The 17,880-nt window shown below is 52.6% G+C and carries 6 protein-coding genes; 2 read left to right on the forward strand and 4 right to left on the reverse strand.

Annotated features, from left to right (window positions below):
• Positions 1-12 precede the first annotated feature (12 nt).
• A complete protein-coding gene (locus tag C5Y83_RS00885; protein ID WP_105327755.1) occupies positions 13-681 on the reverse strand; it encodes an ROK family protein in 669 nt (222 codons plus the stop codon).
• A 144-nt stretch (positions 682-825) separates the two neighbouring features.
• Between C5Y83_RS00885 and C5Y83_RS00890 the strand changes: the two genes are divergently transcribed.
• On the forward strand, positions 826-1,470 hold the full coding sequence (locus C5Y83_RS00890; protein ID WP_105327756.1) for a class I SAM-dependent methyltransferase: 645 nt from the start codon (positions 826-828) through the stop codon (positions 1,468-1,470).
• A 197-nt stretch (positions 1,471-1,667) separates the two neighbouring features.
• On the opposite strand, the gene C5Y83_RS00895 is transcribed toward C5Y83_RS00890, so the two are convergent.
• The 3 genes from C5Y83_RS00895 to C5Y83_RS00905 form a co-directional block, all read right to left on the reverse strand.
• Positions 1,668-2,540 (reverse strand): PDZ domain-containing protein, encoded by an 873-nt coding sequence (locus C5Y83_RS00895; protein ID WP_105327757.1) that lies wholly within the window; start codon positions 2,538-2,540, stop codon positions 1,668-1,670.
• A 253-nt stretch (positions 2,541-2,793) separates the two neighbouring features.
• On the reverse strand, positions 2,794-4,281 hold the full coding sequence (locus C5Y83_RS00900; protein ID WP_105327758.1) for a hypothetical protein: 1,488 nt from the start codon (positions 4,279-4,281) through the stop codon (positions 2,794-2,796).
• Between the two features lie 104 nt (positions 4,282-4,385).
• Positions 4,386-16,478, reverse strand: a complete 12,093-nt coding sequence (locus tag C5Y83_RS00905; RefSeq protein ID WP_158262178.1) for a DUF1583 domain-containing protein — start codon at positions 16,476-16,478, stop codon at positions 4,386-4,388.
• Positions 16,479-16,795: 317 nt separating this feature from the next.
• Between C5Y83_RS00905 and C5Y83_RS00910 the strand changes: the two genes are divergently transcribed.
• A complete protein-coding gene (locus tag C5Y83_RS00910) occupies positions 16,796-17,806 on the forward strand; it encodes an AAA family ATPase (RefSeq protein WP_105327760.1) in 1,011 nt (336 codons plus the stop codon).
• Positions 17,807-17,880 lie beyond the last annotated feature (74 nt).

The following is a 17,880-nucleotide window of genomic DNA, read 5'->3' on the forward strand; positions in this document are numbered from 1 at the left end:
CTGCTTTTGTCTTTAGAGCTGGATGTGGGAAGATTCGTCCCACATCCGGAAGCCGCCAATGAAGGCGTTTCCGTTCGCGCAGACGGTAACATTTTCCGGAAGGTCGTCCATTGATTTTGCATTTCCTCCACCCAGAACAACATATTCCGGTTCGAGCGCAGCGGTTAGCATTCGGATGGCCTCGTTGACCTCCGCACGCCACTTCTTCTTACCAAGTTCGTCACGGCCCTTCTGACCCACATACTCCTCAAACGTTTTTCCCTTCTTGTAGGGCAGATGGGCAAGTTCCATCGGCTGGAGCACGCCTTCGATGATCATGGCCGAGCCTAGTCCGGTTCCAAGACCCAGAAACAACATGCGTCCTCCCTTATAATCGCCGAGGGCCTGCATTGCCGCGTCGTTGACAACCTTGGTCGGCTTTCCAAATGCTTCTGCGAAGTCGAAACCTTCCCAGCCGCTGCCTAAATTGTGTGGGTCTTTCATGACCTTTCCCCGCAGTACCGGGGCAGGGATACCGATCGAGATCGCATCGAACGACCAATCGGCCGTCGCTTCTTTGACCTTATCAACCATATCTTGAGCGGTAAGATTCGGGCCGGACGCAAATTTCCTACGTTCGTCACAATCGGACCGGAGAAACTTGACGTTGCTTCCCCCCACGTCTATTGAAAGGATGATCATTTCTTCACCGTCGTGGCATCTTCTAGGATGAATATGGTATCGTGTGAATCTCTTCGCACGACACGTGGACAGTCGTTTCTTCGACGTACCATCGTCGCCGAATATTGTTGTTTAGGGAATAACAAAAGGAAAGGATAGCACCTGATGTCGACCAATCCGGCCAAGCAATTTTATGATCGCATCAGCCACGTCTACGATTTAATCGCGGATGGCGGCGAACACCAGGCACGCGAGCAGGGTTTGAAGGTGCTGGATGTACAAGAAGGAGAGACCGTACTGGAGATCGGATACGGCACCGGAAACTCGGTGATCGAGTTGGCCAAGAGCGTCGGTCCTTCGGGCGAGGTCCTGGGCATCGACATCTCGAAAGGGATGCAGGAAGTTGCCCGAAAAAAAGTGAAGGAAGCGGGCTTTAAGGATATCGTTTCGCTGTTGATCGGTGCGGTCCCTCCCCTCCCCTTCGAGGACGACTCATTCGATGTCGTCACGATGAGCTTCACGCTCGAGCTGTTCCCGCTCGACACCATTCCCACCGTTCTAGCGGAATGCCGCCGCGTATTGAAGCCTGGAGGCCGGCTGGGCGTCGTCAGCATGGCAACCGTCGCCGAGGGTGACAAAGCAAGCAGCCTCGAAAAGACGTATGTGTGGATGCATACCCATTTCCCACACATCGTCGACTGCCAACCGATCGCACTCGAACAGTTCGTCACCGACGCCGGCTTTAAGCTCGACAAGCAGGAACGTATCGATCTGTTTACCATGCCGGTGGCCATCGTGGTGGCCTCGTGATCTTTGAGAAAACTCTTTTGTGATGATCTAGACATCGTTGATCGCATTATGAATGTGCGATCAGTAACTGTTCAGACCAGACAAATCTTGGCCGCCGTCATTTGACGGACGAAGTACTACCAACATAAAAAAAGCCTGGCAACGAGCAAACGTTGCCAGGCTTTTTCTATACCTCATTTGACGCTGCTGCGTCTGACTTAAGATTCGTTCCACTCTAACCCGTAGAACGGAAAGACGGGCTCGGTGAATTCCCAGATAACGCGACCATCGTCGGTGCGGAACACCCGAGGGGCATCAAATTCAATGCGTTCGCTGGACATATTTAAGGCACGAAGCAAATGTCCCCGCTCGTTCTTGGGGAGATCGCTGCGACTGGTGATATCTTGACGGATTTCATCCCGCGTTCCTTCAAACTTGAGCGACTTAACTTTGCCTACATTGTCCAAATAGCTAACCTGGGCCTGAAATCGGTTATCGCCAAGTGATTTAATGCTTAGCGAATCGAATGACGACCATTGCGACGGATCATTCGTGGAAGCTGACTGGTTATGCTTATCCATGTTGGGCTTGCTGGCCGTGCGGGTCATCGGGATGTCATGCTCTGCCAAGGTGACCATTGCATTATGTGTCTCCGCGTCTCGCTGATAACTCAGTTTGACCTTACTGCCAGGTTTCGAGTCGCGTATTAGCGACATCAATTGACCTGGCGTGTAAAGCTTTTGATCGTCGTAGGTCATGAGAACATCTTTCGCTTTTAGGCCAGCCTGATCGGCTGGTGATCCTGACGCAACGTCTTGCACCATAACCCCTTGAAGGTGCTCGACTTCATCACGTAGGTGAGCGAAGAACCCTTCGTGTTGTGGTCGGACCGTTACGCCTAGGTAGGTCGCTTTCTTGACTTGTTCTTTCTGCACCGAGGCCTGCGTGTGGGAATCGTCTTTCACTTCCGTCCTGGTCCCAGAATCGTTGCTGGCCTTACTGTCCTTCTTCTTGGCACTTGCTAGATCGGCAGACATACCGAGGATTGCAACGCTAAGCACGCCTGCCGAGATCGCTTGTAAACTCTTCATCTTGATACTCCTTTGTCGAGGGGTGAATTACTGCTGACGGTTAATGCGCCCGCACAACGACGGCGCGAGCGTTCAACCGAGATCAGAGGGACCTCCCCATTCGCCTCTGCGTGTTAGAAAAGCAAAGGCCATACCAGGAGAAAGAGCTCATCCATAAAAAAACGCTTGCCTGGATATTCAGGCAAGCGTCACTGGTCTTCATGCAAAACAGATCAAACGAAACACATCCGTCTCGGTTGATCCTAGTTTCGTGCTATTCTGGCGAAGACGATTGTTCGAGGACTTGATCGGTCTCAGCACCTTCTGGACGAATGCTTTGGAAGTAACGACGAATCGTTTGGCGATGTCCCAGTGGAATTGATTCACTGTTGAGAACCGATTCGCTCATCGCTTCATACTCCTGGGCCTTTTCGCGATAGCTACGAACGGCTTCCTGTTCGCGAGCTGTCCCTTCTTCGGTTTCGATGTCGACGTCACCTTGGCCTGAGTCCTGCCCGGTCAGGTTCATTTGGGGATTGGTGTGTAACAGCGGAGTCTGATCGCCAGGAGCATTTTCGGTGCTGGCAGATCCCGCTTTCTTACCACCCTTTTTTGGGCTGGCCGATGGATTGTTACACTGTCCTTGGCAACTCGATTTACATTCGCTGAGGCATTGGCACTGCTTACGCAACAGATCGCTCAGCTTCTTGCGATTGCCCTGTTTCTTACATTCGCTCGCAAGCCCCTTCATGCCTTCTTTAAATTGGCTACGATCCCCTTGCGAAAGTCCGGAGCTGATCTGGCCCAAAGCTTCCTTCATCTGCTGACGCTTTTGACCACTGGGACCGCTATTCTGCTTCAATTCGTCTAGCTTTTCTGTGATCGCCTTTTCGGTCTTGCGATCGAGTTTGGGCATGTCCATCTTGGCGAGTTCTTCTTCTGCCTTTTCCATGTCCCCTTGGGCCATGGCCTTACCAGCGGCTTCCATTGCTTCGGACAGGGACAACACGTCACCGACCTTGGCCAGTTCATTGCCCATATCAGGCTCTAACTTGGCTTGCATCTCTTGCAACGAGGCTTCCATTTCCGAAAGCTTGGCGAGGGCTTCTTTAGGGTCTGCTGCCTCTTCCTTCAAAGCTTCCGTCTGCTGCATCAGCTCTTGGATGAGCTTTTCCAGTTCGGGATCTTTATGTTCCTTTTGGAAGTCTTCCAGTTCTTTGAGGTTCTCCGTTACGCGATCAGCAGAATCGAGAACCGTTTCATTCGGAGCCAAGGCAGCTTCGGCTTGCGATCGGACCGATGGCAAAATTACCAACAGCACCGCACCGATCCCCAAACACACTGCTAACGGAAACCATTTCGGTCGCGAGATCGGAGCGACCTTCACCGGATCGATGTTAGCCAGATGCTTTTGCGTATCTTCCAGCTGAAGACGATGGATAGGACCATCAGAGGATGTCTGCAGGAATCCAAGTGCCGTTTGTGTGCGATCTTTCAAATTGCAAACGTGATCAATCGCCGCAGCCGCTTCACGGATCGTGGCTTGGCGGATGAACGCGTAAAACAGCCCCAAAATTGGGCCGGCCACCAACGTGGCGACAACCCATCCCCAAGACCACTCGGCCTGGATCAGCCAGCGAACGGCACCGAGAAGGCAAGCCGCGATTCCACTGGATAGTAGCCCGTACGATGCACACTTCCACAATCGCTGCAGTTGTTGGCGATGACGGACGTCGAGAACACGCTGCTGAATCGGTGACATGATTGCATTTCCTAAATGGTGGGAAGCAATACCGCGTCTTGAAACAAACCCCTCTTAAGGAGTCAACATACCGCTATAGCTGGGAATGATCCAGTCAAATTCTTCTAATTTGCGCCTTGGGCTGGCTCCAAATCGCGAATCACGAGGTTACCAATTGCGCAGTTTACCACGGCAGCGTCATCTGACGCCTTGGCTCGAATGCTGATCGACCGAATTTTCGCGTTGCCAACCGTAAAACTATGAATGAGACGAAACGGCTGATTCTCGCCCCATGAGGATAGGCAGTGAATTTGACCACCGAGACGCACTAATCGGAGTCGTCCGACCGCGGAATTCTCCCGAATGGCCTCGTAGCCCAGCATCGAGCCATTCTGACCTGGTAGGTCCCCCCGGTAAGAAACCGCATTGATCGGGTCACCTTTCGCCGTGACTCCCACCGCGTTCTCGACGGACGAGTGCGCCGTATCGTCCATGTGAGCGACAAGCGAGAAATTGCAGCCCCAGCCACTACCGGGGCTCTTCAAATTTAGATCTTGGAAGTCGACCGTGATTTCAGTATCTCCAGTAAGCGAAACTGTCTTTTCTACACCGGGCCAGCGTCCCCAACTTCCACCTTGCTCGAGTTGAAGGCCAAGTTTGTCGTCAACGACCGAAAACATCCCAGCTGGTCCCAGCATCTTCAGGCCATCACTCTTCAGAGCTTCGTACGACTTGGCTAGGTTGACTTCCTGCGTTTGTCCAAACTCGGCTTGATAAGGAACCAGTGGACCTTGGCGGGAATAGGCCAATTGTTGATCTTCGACCTTAGGCAACGACTTCGGCCAATCTCCTCGATACTTCATGTTACGCACGCGAGCTTCCGTCTTATCGCTGTAGCGAAACAGGCCAAAGAAGCGTTCGTTCTTGGGCGTCGTAAGTTGTTGCTGCGCAACCTCTTTACCATTGACCTGAACCGTAAGTTTATCGCCTTGCACTGCGAGTCGAATCTTATTCCAACCGTTCTCGACTAGTGCCGGAGCGGTTTCGCTGAGCGGCGTTCGGTTGTCGACTGCGAGATCGCTTGTTTCCCAGCGAGCATCAGTCAACTGATGGGTCGCCACGCCATCTTTTTCCAGTAGAAAGGCAGTCCGACCTAGCGCAGGATGGATTTCAAACTGACCTGGTTCGTAAAACACTTCGTACTCAATTTCCCCGTCCTCGAGCATCGGACGGGAATACATCATCAAACTTTCTAGCGGCGAAGCGGATCGATCCTTGCGAAGATTCCCAAAGATCTCGCCATCCTTCTTGACGTAAGTGGCGTTGGCATTGTGGTCTTGCGAGTGCCAATCACTGTAAAAGTCGGATCGCCATGCCCACCAATTCGTCGACTCGATTAAATCGATTTCCTTGGGAATCTTTGGTTCGCCCACGATCCGCAGATTGCGCACCTCGAATGCGTTACGGGCCAAGTGCGATTGCAACACCACCCAGGGGTCCGGTGTACCGGGTAGCTTGTCTTCGTGGATCTTGACGCCGTTGGTATAGGTTGTGATCGTGTTGCCATCGACAACGATGCGAAACTTGGCCATTCCCTTCCAGTTCGGGATTTCCAGCTCGCTTCCCTCATCGGTCTGACCATGTCCGACAGTGATGACCCGGACCTTCTTGAGATCATACCTCGGTTCGGCAGAGCGTCGTCCGACCGAAATCACGCCTTCTCGATGCCCAAGTATCGATCGCTCGGCCAGGATCTCGTAACTGCCCGTAAGCGGTGACTGAAAGAACAACTGATTCCAAGTATCACCGGGTATCTGGGAAACAACACCAGGCTCGTAAACCCACTGCGAAAAGTGATAACCACGGCCGTGCATGTTCGCGGCGACATAGGGAACTTCACTCCACTGTGTCAGCCGCTTGTCGCTTTCACGAACCTCGTCGCCAAGTTGCGCGAACTCGATCGCACCATATGCGGCCTCAACCATCATTCGCCAGTGGGAATTCCCCGAACTTTTCTCGCCATCTCGTTCCTGATCGCGGAATGTACGGGCCAATGACATACCCAGCTTCCATACCTCGGGATGCTTTGCGTACTGGATCGCGAGCAGCAACTCAGGCATCCGCTCTGCCTCAGTGAGATCTTTGGATAATGGTTGTTGCAAATTCGCGAACAACTTTTGGTACTGGCTTCGGGCCGTTTCCCAATCATCCGCCTCTAAGGCGATGAGTGCGAGCAACACGTGCTTACTACGAGCAGCAACGTCTCCGGTGGGCTTGAGTGCGTCGACTTGAGATTTGAGTTGTTCGAGTTGAGAAAGCGTCCCCGCGAGATGCACCATTTCAACAGCTGGACTAACTAGATAGTCCTGCAACTCGATATTGCTCGAAACGGTGGCAACAGGGTAGTCAAAGTAGATTCTCCACTCTTGGCGATCTGCGTTAGGCAAAATCCAACGCGAGAGCAATTCGTAAGCGGCCTGATCATCGAGTTCTGCGGCCTTGGCAATCACTTCTCGAACCATCGCTCGTGCCAACTCCGGCGATGACAGCATCTCTGCCATCTTATGATCTGCATGCGTTAAAGGCTTCGTGGTCGCGAGAGACTCGCTGTTGATCAATTGCTTGGTGTCGGTAGGCCAATTACCACTCAAGGTGACGTTGCGCACCTTGCCTTCCATCTCCTTAAAGCGGTGAATGCCGAAGCGAGAATCGCCGAACTCAGCAACCGGTCGCTGGTAGACCGATTGGCCATTGATTTTGACGATCAGGTTACTGTTCTGAATTTGCAGTTCAGCCTGATTCCAATCGTTTTCTCTCAATGCAATGGAGTCAGCCTGGCAGTAAGCTTCCTCTTTGATCTGGTTTTGAGGATCGACCCAGTGCTTTTCCTCTTCGCTGGTCAACCAGTGCGACATCACCCCATCCGAGGTCAACAAGATGCCAATACGCCCGAAGGTTGGCGAAACGAGTGTCTTTTTAGGTTCGTAATAAAACTCGTAGCGAACGCTATCTCCTTCCTGAAGCGGACGCTGGTAAAACACCCAACTGTCGGCATCCTTCAGATCAGGAACGGCCCGACCTAACAGAATGTCGTCTTCCACCTTCCAATCAAATTCAGACGGTTCGCGTTGTTGGTCACGGGCGAGCGAACTGTTACTTGAGGTCGTCGGTTCAGCCATGACGTGATGCCGTGGCTGCGACTCAGAGAAGAACTCGGTGTTCCAACCATCCATCCGATTACCAGCGACCAGTTGAATTTCTTTCGGAACAACCGGATTTCCCGAGACTTGAAAGTTTTTGAAGCTGCCACTCTGACTTCCCGAGGTGACCAACATCAACCAGGGTGACGTACCGGCAAGCTTTTCTTCGTATACGACATAGCCGTTTGAGAGGAACTGACAAGTATCCCCTTGCCGACGAACGGTGAACCGCTCAAAACTAGGTTTGCCTTTGCTGTCGACCTGATTCCGCTGGAGTATCTCTGCCCCGGACGAGTAGACGACCAGCATTCTCCCCGAAGACATCACGTTGATGGTTGCCCCGCCGTAGCCGAATCCACCGGAAGTGGATGGACCGCCGAAGGCATCAAACGAGAATTCAAAATCACCCACGACCGGGAAGTTCCATTGGAGCCAACTTTGTGGAGGCCCTGTTAGTTGCGTGATTCGGTCCTCATGCTGAGCCCAAACGGCATTCTTAGGACGAACCAAAGGCGCTTGCAGCGTGGCCGGGCTCCAATGTTTCAAGTTGGTACCTGACCCTGATATTAGGCTAGAGCCGTCCTCGGCATCGAGTTTGGCATAGTAGGCCTCAGTGATGTATGACACCTGCGAACCGTTTTGTCCCAGGATCACGTCTCGAAATTTCGTAAATCGATCGGGGTACCCCTCGAAATAGATGCCCGTTTCCAAAGCGGCATAGTAGGCCAGAATAGAGTTCATGACACTCTTGTCTCGCTCGTTCGCTGGTTTGGAATGCTGCGACGCAATCTCGTCGAAGTAAACGGCTAAGTAGTCCTCAGCCGCAGGCTGATTGCTCCCGGCAATCAAGCAGAGGGCGTACAAATGATTCGCCCCCTCTATTCCTGCATCGAAGTGCTGCTGAACCGTTTGTGTGAGCTCGTCCAATCGATCCGCAGATTTCGCAGCGGACACTAGCTCGCTGAGATTGGAAAGCATCGTCGCACCATGGAGTGGCTGGATATCAAATTCCTTCGTGACGAACTCGGCTGGGACACGAAACGGTGTCACGCTTTGCAAGACGCTCCGAAAGGTCTTGCGTTCTGGTGTCGGGAGCGTCCACTTGGCCCATGCTTTGTAGCGATTTTCCGGACTTAACGAGCGGGTGTAATCAATCGCTGATTCTAACGATTCTTTGAACGATGGAGTTCCGTAGTTGGTCACTTCGAAATCGTAAGCGCGGCCCATAAAATCGAGCGAGAGATCGCCAGCCCCGATCCGGGCTGCCTGATCGGCAAAGTTCATTAAGTCCTGCCGCTGCATGTACATGCCATAGTCGCCGCCGTATCGGCTGTAGGCGACTTGGCGTGCTACTAACAAGTTGTCGAAATGTTCTTGAACGGCTTGCGGGTTACCATGTTTCATGGCGTATTCGCACACTAGTTCCGACAACTTATCCGACACATACGTACCTAAATTGGTAGAGGTCGTTTCCTGGCTCGATTTGGCTGCGAGCTTAATGATCGTGAAGGCGTTTTCGCTGAGCTCTTCTTGCTCGATCGCCGGTAGTGCAATGTGACAGGCTAATTCTATGGAATCGCTGTTGGTCGCCGTGATTAGCTGGGCAACGATTTCGACCAAGTGCTCGTTCGCCGCAGGAAGATCGCTGCGAGCCATCGCCATCTTGCCGAGCAAAATCTCGAACATCAACGTGTTGGTCGACTTCTTTTTTCGACTTTCGACCTCCGATCTTAGTTCGTCCATCTTACCGGCGGACTTCGCAGCACGGATTAAATGATCGGCCAAGCATTCGACCTTGGTGTCGTTCGTCTTCCGTGCCACTGGGTAGAGGAAACACTCGTTGCGACGCGATTCAGGTAGAACCACTCCGCGCAATACCTCGTACGTCGCCTCATCGGGATACATCGTTCCTTTCCAAAGCTGCACCACAGCAATTGTCTTGGTCGAAATCGCTTGTAGCATTGCATCAGCTTGGGAGGAAGATCGCACGATTCCCGAGCTCGTGCGAATCACTGAAGGGGCAGAGAGTAACCGACTATTGCTACTAGTCGAAGGAGCATCTGCCACAGGAATACCTGCTTTGAGGGATTCGAGGAGGGCATCGCGCGAAAGCTGGGGCATGTCGTTCTCAGCCGCCTGTTTGGCAACAGCGATCGCGGTTTGGAACTGCGACAATACTAGCGGCGGTAAGAGCGTCTTTTCGCTGGCATTTCTGCGTGCCGATTCCGGCCGTTTCGTAACCAATGCCAGAAGTTCTTCCCAGCTATTCTCAGCTTCCTCGCGATGCTTCATCTTCAAAACATGGTCACCATACGCGTACAAGTACGCCATCATGGTCGTATCGTCTGATTGCAACCGCGCGGCGGCCAAGCTGCGATCGGCGAATAGCTTACCACCATCCTTCCATGCTTGATCTTCCGTGATCCGTTTCGCTGCCAGCCAAAGTGGCAAGGAACACGCGGCAATTCTTCGCTCCGACACGCTGGGACGCTCAGTATCTTCCGGAGTGGGAAGCGGGTTTGCATCCAGCAGCGATGCAAGTTGCTTAACCGTTTCATCCATTCCAGGCAACTCTTTATCCTTTTGTAGTATCAGTAGGAGTACTGGAATGGAGATATCATCAGGGCGTTCTGTTCGGAGTTCGATCAAGCGCTTCTCGAACGCAGTTGCCATCTCGTCGTCTTTACACAGTTGCAGTACTAAGTTGACGAGCGAACTTGTGATCTCTGCCGTTCCCAGCTTGTCGGGTGTCGGAATGGAAAGCATCAAGTCCAAAGCAGGAACTTCGGGAGAGTCGTTTGGATCAGCCGTGAGTAGCAACTTCGGATCGAACTTGGCGTCCGACTTAGTCATTAGTTCGATGGACTGTTCGATTCCCTTTTTCGCTTGCTGCTCGTAATACTCAACTTGCCGACCACGATAGGCTGCGGCGTTTTCCAGTTCGTCCCTCTTTGCGATCATTTTTTGATAGAGCCGCATCGCGTCGATCGGGCAATTAAGCGTGCGAAGTTGTTCGGCGCCCCAAAGGTAATTCTGAGCCCGCGAGTCATCGACATACGCCTGATTGCTAACGTTCGTATTGACGTTATCAACCGATTTCATAATCAACTCTTTGGCCTCTTCGATTCGATCACGCTCTTTGTAAAGCGTGATCAAACGCGCCAACGGCGAGTAACGAATACTCGAAGTGAACGTTGTTTGTGGCCGGTCGTTCGCTTCTTGATAGAGTTCGAGACACTCGTCCTCCATTTCGCCAATCTCGAACGCCAACTGACCGACCAGCCAACACGCGGTACCCGACATCTTTTCCATCGCTTTCTCGTTTTCCAAGAGCGACTTGAGCTGCTTGCGGGCGGCATCATTTTTGCCACGGGTCAGTTCGATTTGCGCGAGCAGTGCTTGGCCACCGTACCAATCACCGTTATTGCTGATCGATTGCTTCACCATCTGTTGAATGACCGTCAACTTTGGTGAATCTTTTAAACTCGTTAGCAGTTCGGTCGTAGTCGAGCGGACCGTCCCGTTGCTACTAAAACTGCGAATTTGGTGAAAACCAAACCAAGGATCCGCTTTCACCTGATTCGCCGTGGGAACCAATGACTGGCGCGCGAGTGCGAAGAAGCGATCGTTTTGGAAGATTTGTGGCGTCGCATTCGAGAGCAACTGCGAGCGATAATTCGGAAAGTCATCGTAAACTTTCTCGAGCAGCTTGAGACCGACTTCGCTATCGGCATCCTTTCGCAACACCTGCTGCGCGATATCTAACACATAATGTGGCTGCGAGATTTGTCGCGAATCGACATCGACCAAGACATTCGCGAGATCATCTAAGCGATTTGCGGATTGGAATGCCGATCGGATGCGGGATAGTTCCCGCATTAACGTTTGCGGCTGCTCCTTCAGAATAATCAGGTACTGATCGCAGGCCTCGCTCCGCTTGTTGGTCGATTCCAAAGTCTGGGCAAGCTGCATGCGAAGGTCGACCGCTTTAGGCTGAGCAGAGACCGCCTTTTCCAGCAGTGGTAGTACTTTCGACCGATCACCCGTCGCGTTGAAGAGTTCTGCCAATTCCTGATAAAAACGAGGCGAGTTTGGGGAACGTTCAATGCGTTCTTCCAGATCCTCGATCATTTGTTCAAGCTCACCTGCTTGCTGCAACACCTTAATCGCCTGGCTACGAACAGCAGCGTCACGCGATGCATTGGAGGTCCTAACATTGCCAAGTGAGGGAACGGTCGTTCGCCGCAATAGCAAGCGAGCCGCTTGTTTGGCCTGATCGGCTTTTCCCTGTGATTGGTACATCCGCATCATCGACGCCAACGCTTGTGGATCGTTGCCGATGGTACGCTCGGCGCGAGCCAGGATCGCGTCGCTCAGATCGTTCATGCCCAATCGCTGCATGGTTTGGGCAAGTTGAATCTGCATCTGGCTGTCGAGTCGCATGCCAAACAACGTTTCGGCGGCTTTTCTGGCTCGGTCGAAATCTCCTAGACGTTCCGCCGCGCGGAGCGCGATCAACTCCCTTTCTTGCAGAATCGCAGGATCAAATGACTCGACTGAATCAGCTAATTTCATCGCCTCGTCGAAGTTATCACGATTGAGATGAAGTTGAGCGATTTGCAGTTGAAAGTCGGCCTGGTCTGGGAATTGTGCCGCGGCTTTGGTCACTAAATCCAAGACTTCTTCCTGATGACGCCCCCAGTACAATACCTGAGCGAGGATTAGCTGATGATACGGCCGCCGGGCATCCTCGGTCTGTTTAAGATGTTGCTCGAGTAAATCAGCCAAACGTTGATCATCGCCGTTTTGCTTGAAGACCTCGAAACACTCACGCAGGACTTGAACCACCGAAGTCGGAACCAGCGAATCCTCGAAAAGGGTTTCGACTTGAACGTAGTTTGCATTCGATCCGTAGTACGTCTGCACACCGATTCGGCGCTGAGCGGTGTTGCTGCTACTGGTGACTCGCCTTCCTGGCTTTTTCGCAGCCTGCTCTCGTTCGAGAATGATTTCTGTCACGGAAAGATCGAGATAAGAAAGTAATATCTCCTCGATCTCTTCATCTTCCTTCGATGGGGCGAGCCTGCCAATCCATTGAATGATCGGATAGACGGACGTACGCGTGATCGGGGTTCGTGAAGTACTACCTGAACTGGCTGAAGGATCATCTTCGGTGAGCTCTTTCTTCGCAGCAGCCAACCACTGCTCATAGAATTCAGGAATTCGATCGTACTTGTCTTCCGATTGAAGCAGTGAAATCGTGCTCATCAACTCTTGAGCGGATTCTGCTTCCGCCAGACCTGCTTCAAAGATCTCGTCGGCCTTTGCATCACGGTTGGCCAAACGAAGTTCGGAAGAAACGACCGTCATAAACGCTCTTCCGCTGCGATAAACACCTTGGAGCAATTGGTAGGAACTTCCTACGCGGATATAAGCTTGGCCATTCGAGGCGTAAACAATCTGCGATCCTGCCGCGACTTGCGGAGCTTCCTGTTCACCCAATTGCTGATAACACTCCAGCATCAGATCAACATCTTCTTCGCTGAGTGGGTCATTGGGCGTCTGAGCGATTTCTTCATTCGGGTTCTGCGACGGTGTTCGATGCCGCATGCGGAGGCTCGATAGAAAGAACGTCTTATCTTCTTGGTTGCCTTCCTTCGCAAGCGATTTGGCGATCTCAAAAATATTTGCGCCATCGGTTCGCAAATTGCAGACATACAAATAGTCCCAAATCGTCGCATGGGACGCATCTTCCGCCTTGGCCCGCTGTTCAAGCGAGGCGATCATATCCTCTTCGGCAGTCCCCTGTTCTTCCTTATTTTCTTGATCTTGCTCGTGCAGATACTGCAAGATCCACCCATACGCGGCCATACGAGCATGCCCGAAAACATCCGGCGTCCAAATACGAGCCCGGTTTGCGGTCGTCGCGTAAACTTCTTGAGCGGTCGTTTGATACCCGGTTTCTTGCCGGATCTGGTGGGCCATACTGAATAGCTGATACGGGCTGTAGCGATCTTGTACAGTGGTAGTACGTCCCTGGAGGTTATTCGATCGAGCTCGTCGGCGTTCTTGTTCAACTCGCTCTTTCGCTTCGATACCCAATGAATCGTGCGGTAGTTCCAGTTCCAGTAAGCTGCGGAATCGTTTTTCCGCTTCTTCGTCCTTGTCCATCTGAGCCAAGGCAACGCCACTGCGATAGAGAACTTCCCAATTGCTTTGGTTTTGGCCCAACAGCGGTTCAGTAATTTTGACGACTGATTCATAGTTGCCCTGGGACAACAAGGAATCCAACGAAGTAAGGAGCCGCTTCGGATCCTCCTCCCGCCGAGTAAGTCGCAGATATATCTGACTCGCCTCGTCCGTGCGGCCAACCGTCTGAAGCATCATGGCCAGCGGAAACTCGGTTTCGTGACCGGGGGCAATCGCGACCAACTGCTGCTGATAGTCAATCGCCGCGTCCATATCGCCAGACGATTCGCACAACTTGGCAAGTTGTTGCAGAAGGTTCGTATCGCGCGTGTTTTGGCTGAGTAAGCTCTCTAACTCCATCCGCGCGGCCCCAGTATCGCCGATCGATTGATAGGCCTGAGCAATGCAAATCGTCATCGCGCGGCGTTGGTCTTCGGAGCGACGATTCGTTTCGAGGCGTTCGATCAAAGCATCGAACTCATTCAACTGGTCATATAGCGGGACCAGCTTGGTCACGAGAGTCGTCTTATCTTCCAATTCCTCTGTTTTATCGAAGGCCCGCCAATAGAGCTCGATGGCCTCGCGTGTTTTGAACTGATCGCCCAAGGCAGTGCCGAGAGCCATGATTAAGGAAGGTTCGTTCGGGTTGATCCGAACGGCTTTACGAAGCGCTTCCAAACCTTCTTCGGTTCTGCCGAGGCGAAAGCATGTTTGGGCATAGAATTGATAATGTTCCGTGTTCCCCGGTGCCGAGCGGATCAACTCTTCGGCGGCTGCAAGCGCGTCGTCATGTCGGCCCATGACAAGTTCTAGGCGAACGACGCTCATCAAGTGATCGCCACGAGAACGTCGGTCGATCTCGGCGAGCTCCCGGCTGATTTCGCTAGCACGACCGAAATCACCAGCTGTTTCGGCAATTCGAGCGGCCGTTGATAGGGCGGTGATCGATTTTGGATCGACCTCCAAAGCGGCTTCAATTGCCCGAGCGGCGGGCTCGAATTCGCGACCAGCTTCGTAGAAACGTGCTAACAGGTTCCAATCCTCGGCCGTCGCATCTGGCTTCGCATTGACCTCCGCAGCCATCTCTTCGGTACGGTCACTCAATTGGTCACTCGACTGATAGATCTCGATCCGTTGGGCAATGACCGCATCTTTCTGATCGTCGTAAGTGGCCAGCTCCTCCGCCTTATCAAGGAGGGCGAGCGACTTCTCGTAGTTTTTACCCTGCGATTGATAATCGGATGCTTTCATGTGAAGAGCGAAGTCCTTTGGGTCAACCTCGCAGGCTTCGGTGATGGCTTTGATTGCATCGTCTAGGAACCCGAAACCGTGAAACACCTCAGCGGCCCTGGCCAAGTTATCCGCAGTCCGATTAGGTGGCGCAGAAATTGCAAGCCAAGTTTCTTTTGCTTTCTCTGGCTGCTTCAAAATGTGGTAGTACTCACCCAGATACTCGCGGTACTGGGGATCGCCAGGGGCAAGCTCTACGGCTTTAATATAGAGTTCGAGCGCCTCGTCTTTCATCTCAGCATGACGGAACGCATCCGCAACCTGCGCATGCGTAAGAGCATCTTCAGGTTGATTCTTCAGAATCATACGCCAGATCCGATCGGCTTCCTTCTTCCGATCTTCTATCGGCAGAAGGCTATCACGCATCACCAACTTGCCCCAATCCATCAACACATCAGGATCATCGGGGTCGGATTCACTGAGCAAACGATATTGTTCCGCTGCCTCCGTAAATTGCTGATTGTCAACCAGCAGTCGAATGTAAGCTTTGCGTAATTCACCGCGCGAGGGCGCCAGCGTGACCGCTTTGTCCATCCATTTTCGAGCTTCGGGCATTCGTGCGGTCGATGCTAAGAATTGTGCCAGGCGAACCATTCCTTCCACGTCTTCGGGATTTTTTTCCAACCAGGTCTCATAATATTCGACGAGGCTATCCTGGTCGCCAGATTGCAGGAACGTTGTTTCAATTCGGCGGCGAACGTCGCGATAAAGCCAGCCTTCCGGATTCAAGTCGGCCAAAATTGCCTCAAAGGCAGCGATTCCTGACATTCGATCGTCGGTCTTGATTGTCAACTCGGCGACCTTGACGCGGTACATCGTCCGCCGGTAGTCGTCACGTTCAAGATCGGTCAGACGCTGATATCGCTCCAACGCCAACGTAGGTTCACCTTCATCGGCCAGAGTGGTCGCAATCTGTTCCAGCACGCGTGTGTCGTCTGGATATTGCTCTTCCAGACGCTTCCACACTTTTAACGCTTCTTCCGTACGCTGGGCGCGCTGATGAATTCGTCCGAGTTGTTGAAAGATCTCGAGTTCATCATTGCGCTGTGGGTCTCGTGCGAGGGCCCTTTCCATCGCGGCCACGGCTTCGTCCCGCTTGCTCATGCGCAAGAGCGTTTGTCCGAGGTAATAGGGTGGAATAGGATCTTCGGCGCGTAGTTCTTCGGCCTTCTCATAGGCTTCAATCGCAGCCGTATCTTCGCCACGACGTGCTTGAACCATGCCCAACACCATCCAGCTGGCACCGTTGGTGGCGTCCTCTTTCAACTCGGCTTCTAACTTCTCGATAAACTCGTCGAGGGTGCCAAATTCGAGGTGATGTCCGTAAACACGCTCGAGCGCCGTCCCTTCGCGCGGATTGCGCTGCAAGATGGTAAGAAAGCGACCCGCGAGGTCGATCTGCCGCTGTTCCTCTTCGGTATATTCGATCGCGGAGTCATCGGCCTGATCGGTGTCTTGTGCCACCGTAAACATCGCGCACCAGAGTAGTAGCACGAAGCCAACGAAGGGGCGACCAAACGAAACACTCAGAAGACGCATATTAAATGCTCCCTCATAAATCGTGGCAAACCATCTCATAAATCGTACGTATGGGTATCCAAGCGCGATTTCAATACGACGATATTCGATGGTGGATCGATTTCACAGCAAAGAATCTTTTTTGACAAACGCCTAAATTTTTATTAGTCGGGAAGAGTTCATCGTGCTCAGGCGTCGGATACCACACCATCGTGCGGTTGGGTTGATTCAACCGTATCAAACGGAATGAGAAATTGCTAGACAATTGGTACGCATGACGACATAATCCGGCGGACGGCAATGACCGCGATACCTTTTCCGAACCTGGAACGAGCTCGATGGAAATAGACGATCAACTTAAGCAGCAATTAGACGACTTCCGCAGCGACTTCAAACGACTTCGTGCAGAAATCTCGAAGGTAATCGTGGGTCAGCAAGAGATCCTCGACGACATGCTCATATCGCTGATCGCAGGTGGTCACGTATTGCTGGAAGGGGTTCCTGGTCTGGGCAAGACGTTAACGGTCCGTACCCTTGCGGAAGCATTGCACCTTGATTTTCATCGAATTCAGTTCACGCCGGACCTGATGCCAGCGGACCTAATCGGTACGAATGTGCTGGCCGAGGCAGAGGACGGTCGGAAGGTGTTCGAGTTCCAGAAAGGTCCAATCTTCGCCAATGTCCTGCTGGCCGACGAGATCAACCGTGCCACCCCAAAAACACAGTCGGCCTTGCTGGAAGCCATGCAGGAGCATTCCGTCACCGTCGCAGGAACGACACATCGTTTGTCGGAGCCATTCTTTGTGATGGCGACGCAAAACCCGCTGGAAATGGAAGGAACGTATCCCCTTCCGGAAGCACAGCTCGACCGCTTCTTCTGCAAGCTGTTGGTGAAGTATCCCAAGGTCAGCGAGTTAGAGACGATCCTCGATCGAACCACCGAGTCGATCAAACCGACTGCCGAAGCCGTACTTACAGGCGAACGCATTCTCGAGATGTCGGCCCTTTCTCGCCAGATACCCATCGCAAATGATGTCCGTCGATACGGTATTGCGCTGGTCGTCGCAACCCATCCCGATCATGAGTTGGCTGCGGAAGCGACCAAGAAGTATGTTCGCTTTGGCTCTAGCCCGCGTGGACTTCAATCGTTGATCCTCGGTGCGAAAATCCGCGCTATCCTCGACGAAAGATATCATGTCGCACGCGAAGATTTACGAATAATGGCTGGGCCAGTGTTGCGACACCGCATCATTCTCAACTTCGAAGGTCAGGCTGAAAACGTGGCAGCGGATAATGTGATTCAGCAGATCATTGACAATGTCGCCGAGAATTCCCTAGCTGCGGCCTAGTTCAATGCTCCTTATTAACACTTCACAGACATAAGCAACGGCATGCTATTTCCGCCTGACTTCCTGACTCGCCT

Source organism: Blastopirellula marina, from assembly GCF_002967765.1.
GTDB classification, from domain to species: Bacteria; Planctomycetota; Planctomycetia; order Pirellulales; family Pirellulaceae; genus Bremerella; species Bremerella marina_A.

Coding starts and splice junctions, on each gene's coding strand:
- C5Y83_RS00910 (WP_105327760.1), top strand. CDS start 16,796: ATGGAAATAGACGATCAACTTAAGCAGCAATTAGACGACTTCCGCAGC.
- C5Y83_RS00895 (WP_105327757.1), bottom strand. CDS start 2,540: ATGAAGAGTTTACAAGCGATCTCGGCAGGCGTGCTTAGCGTTGCAATC.
- C5Y83_RS00885 (WP_105327755.1), bottom strand. CDS start 681: ATGATCATCCTTTCAATAGACGTGGGGGGAAGCAACGTCAAGTTTCTC.
- C5Y83_RS00905 (WP_158262178.1), bottom strand. CDS start 16,478: ATGCGTCTTCTGAGTGTTTCGTTTGGTCGCCCCTTCGTTGGCTTCGTG.
- C5Y83_RS00890 (WP_105327756.1), top strand. CDS start 826: ATGTCGACCAATCCGGCCAAGCAATTTTATGATCGCATCAGCCACGTC.
- C5Y83_RS00900 (WP_105327758.1), bottom strand. CDS start 4,281: ATGTCACCGATTCAGCAGCGTGTTCTCGACGTCCGTCATCGCCAACAA.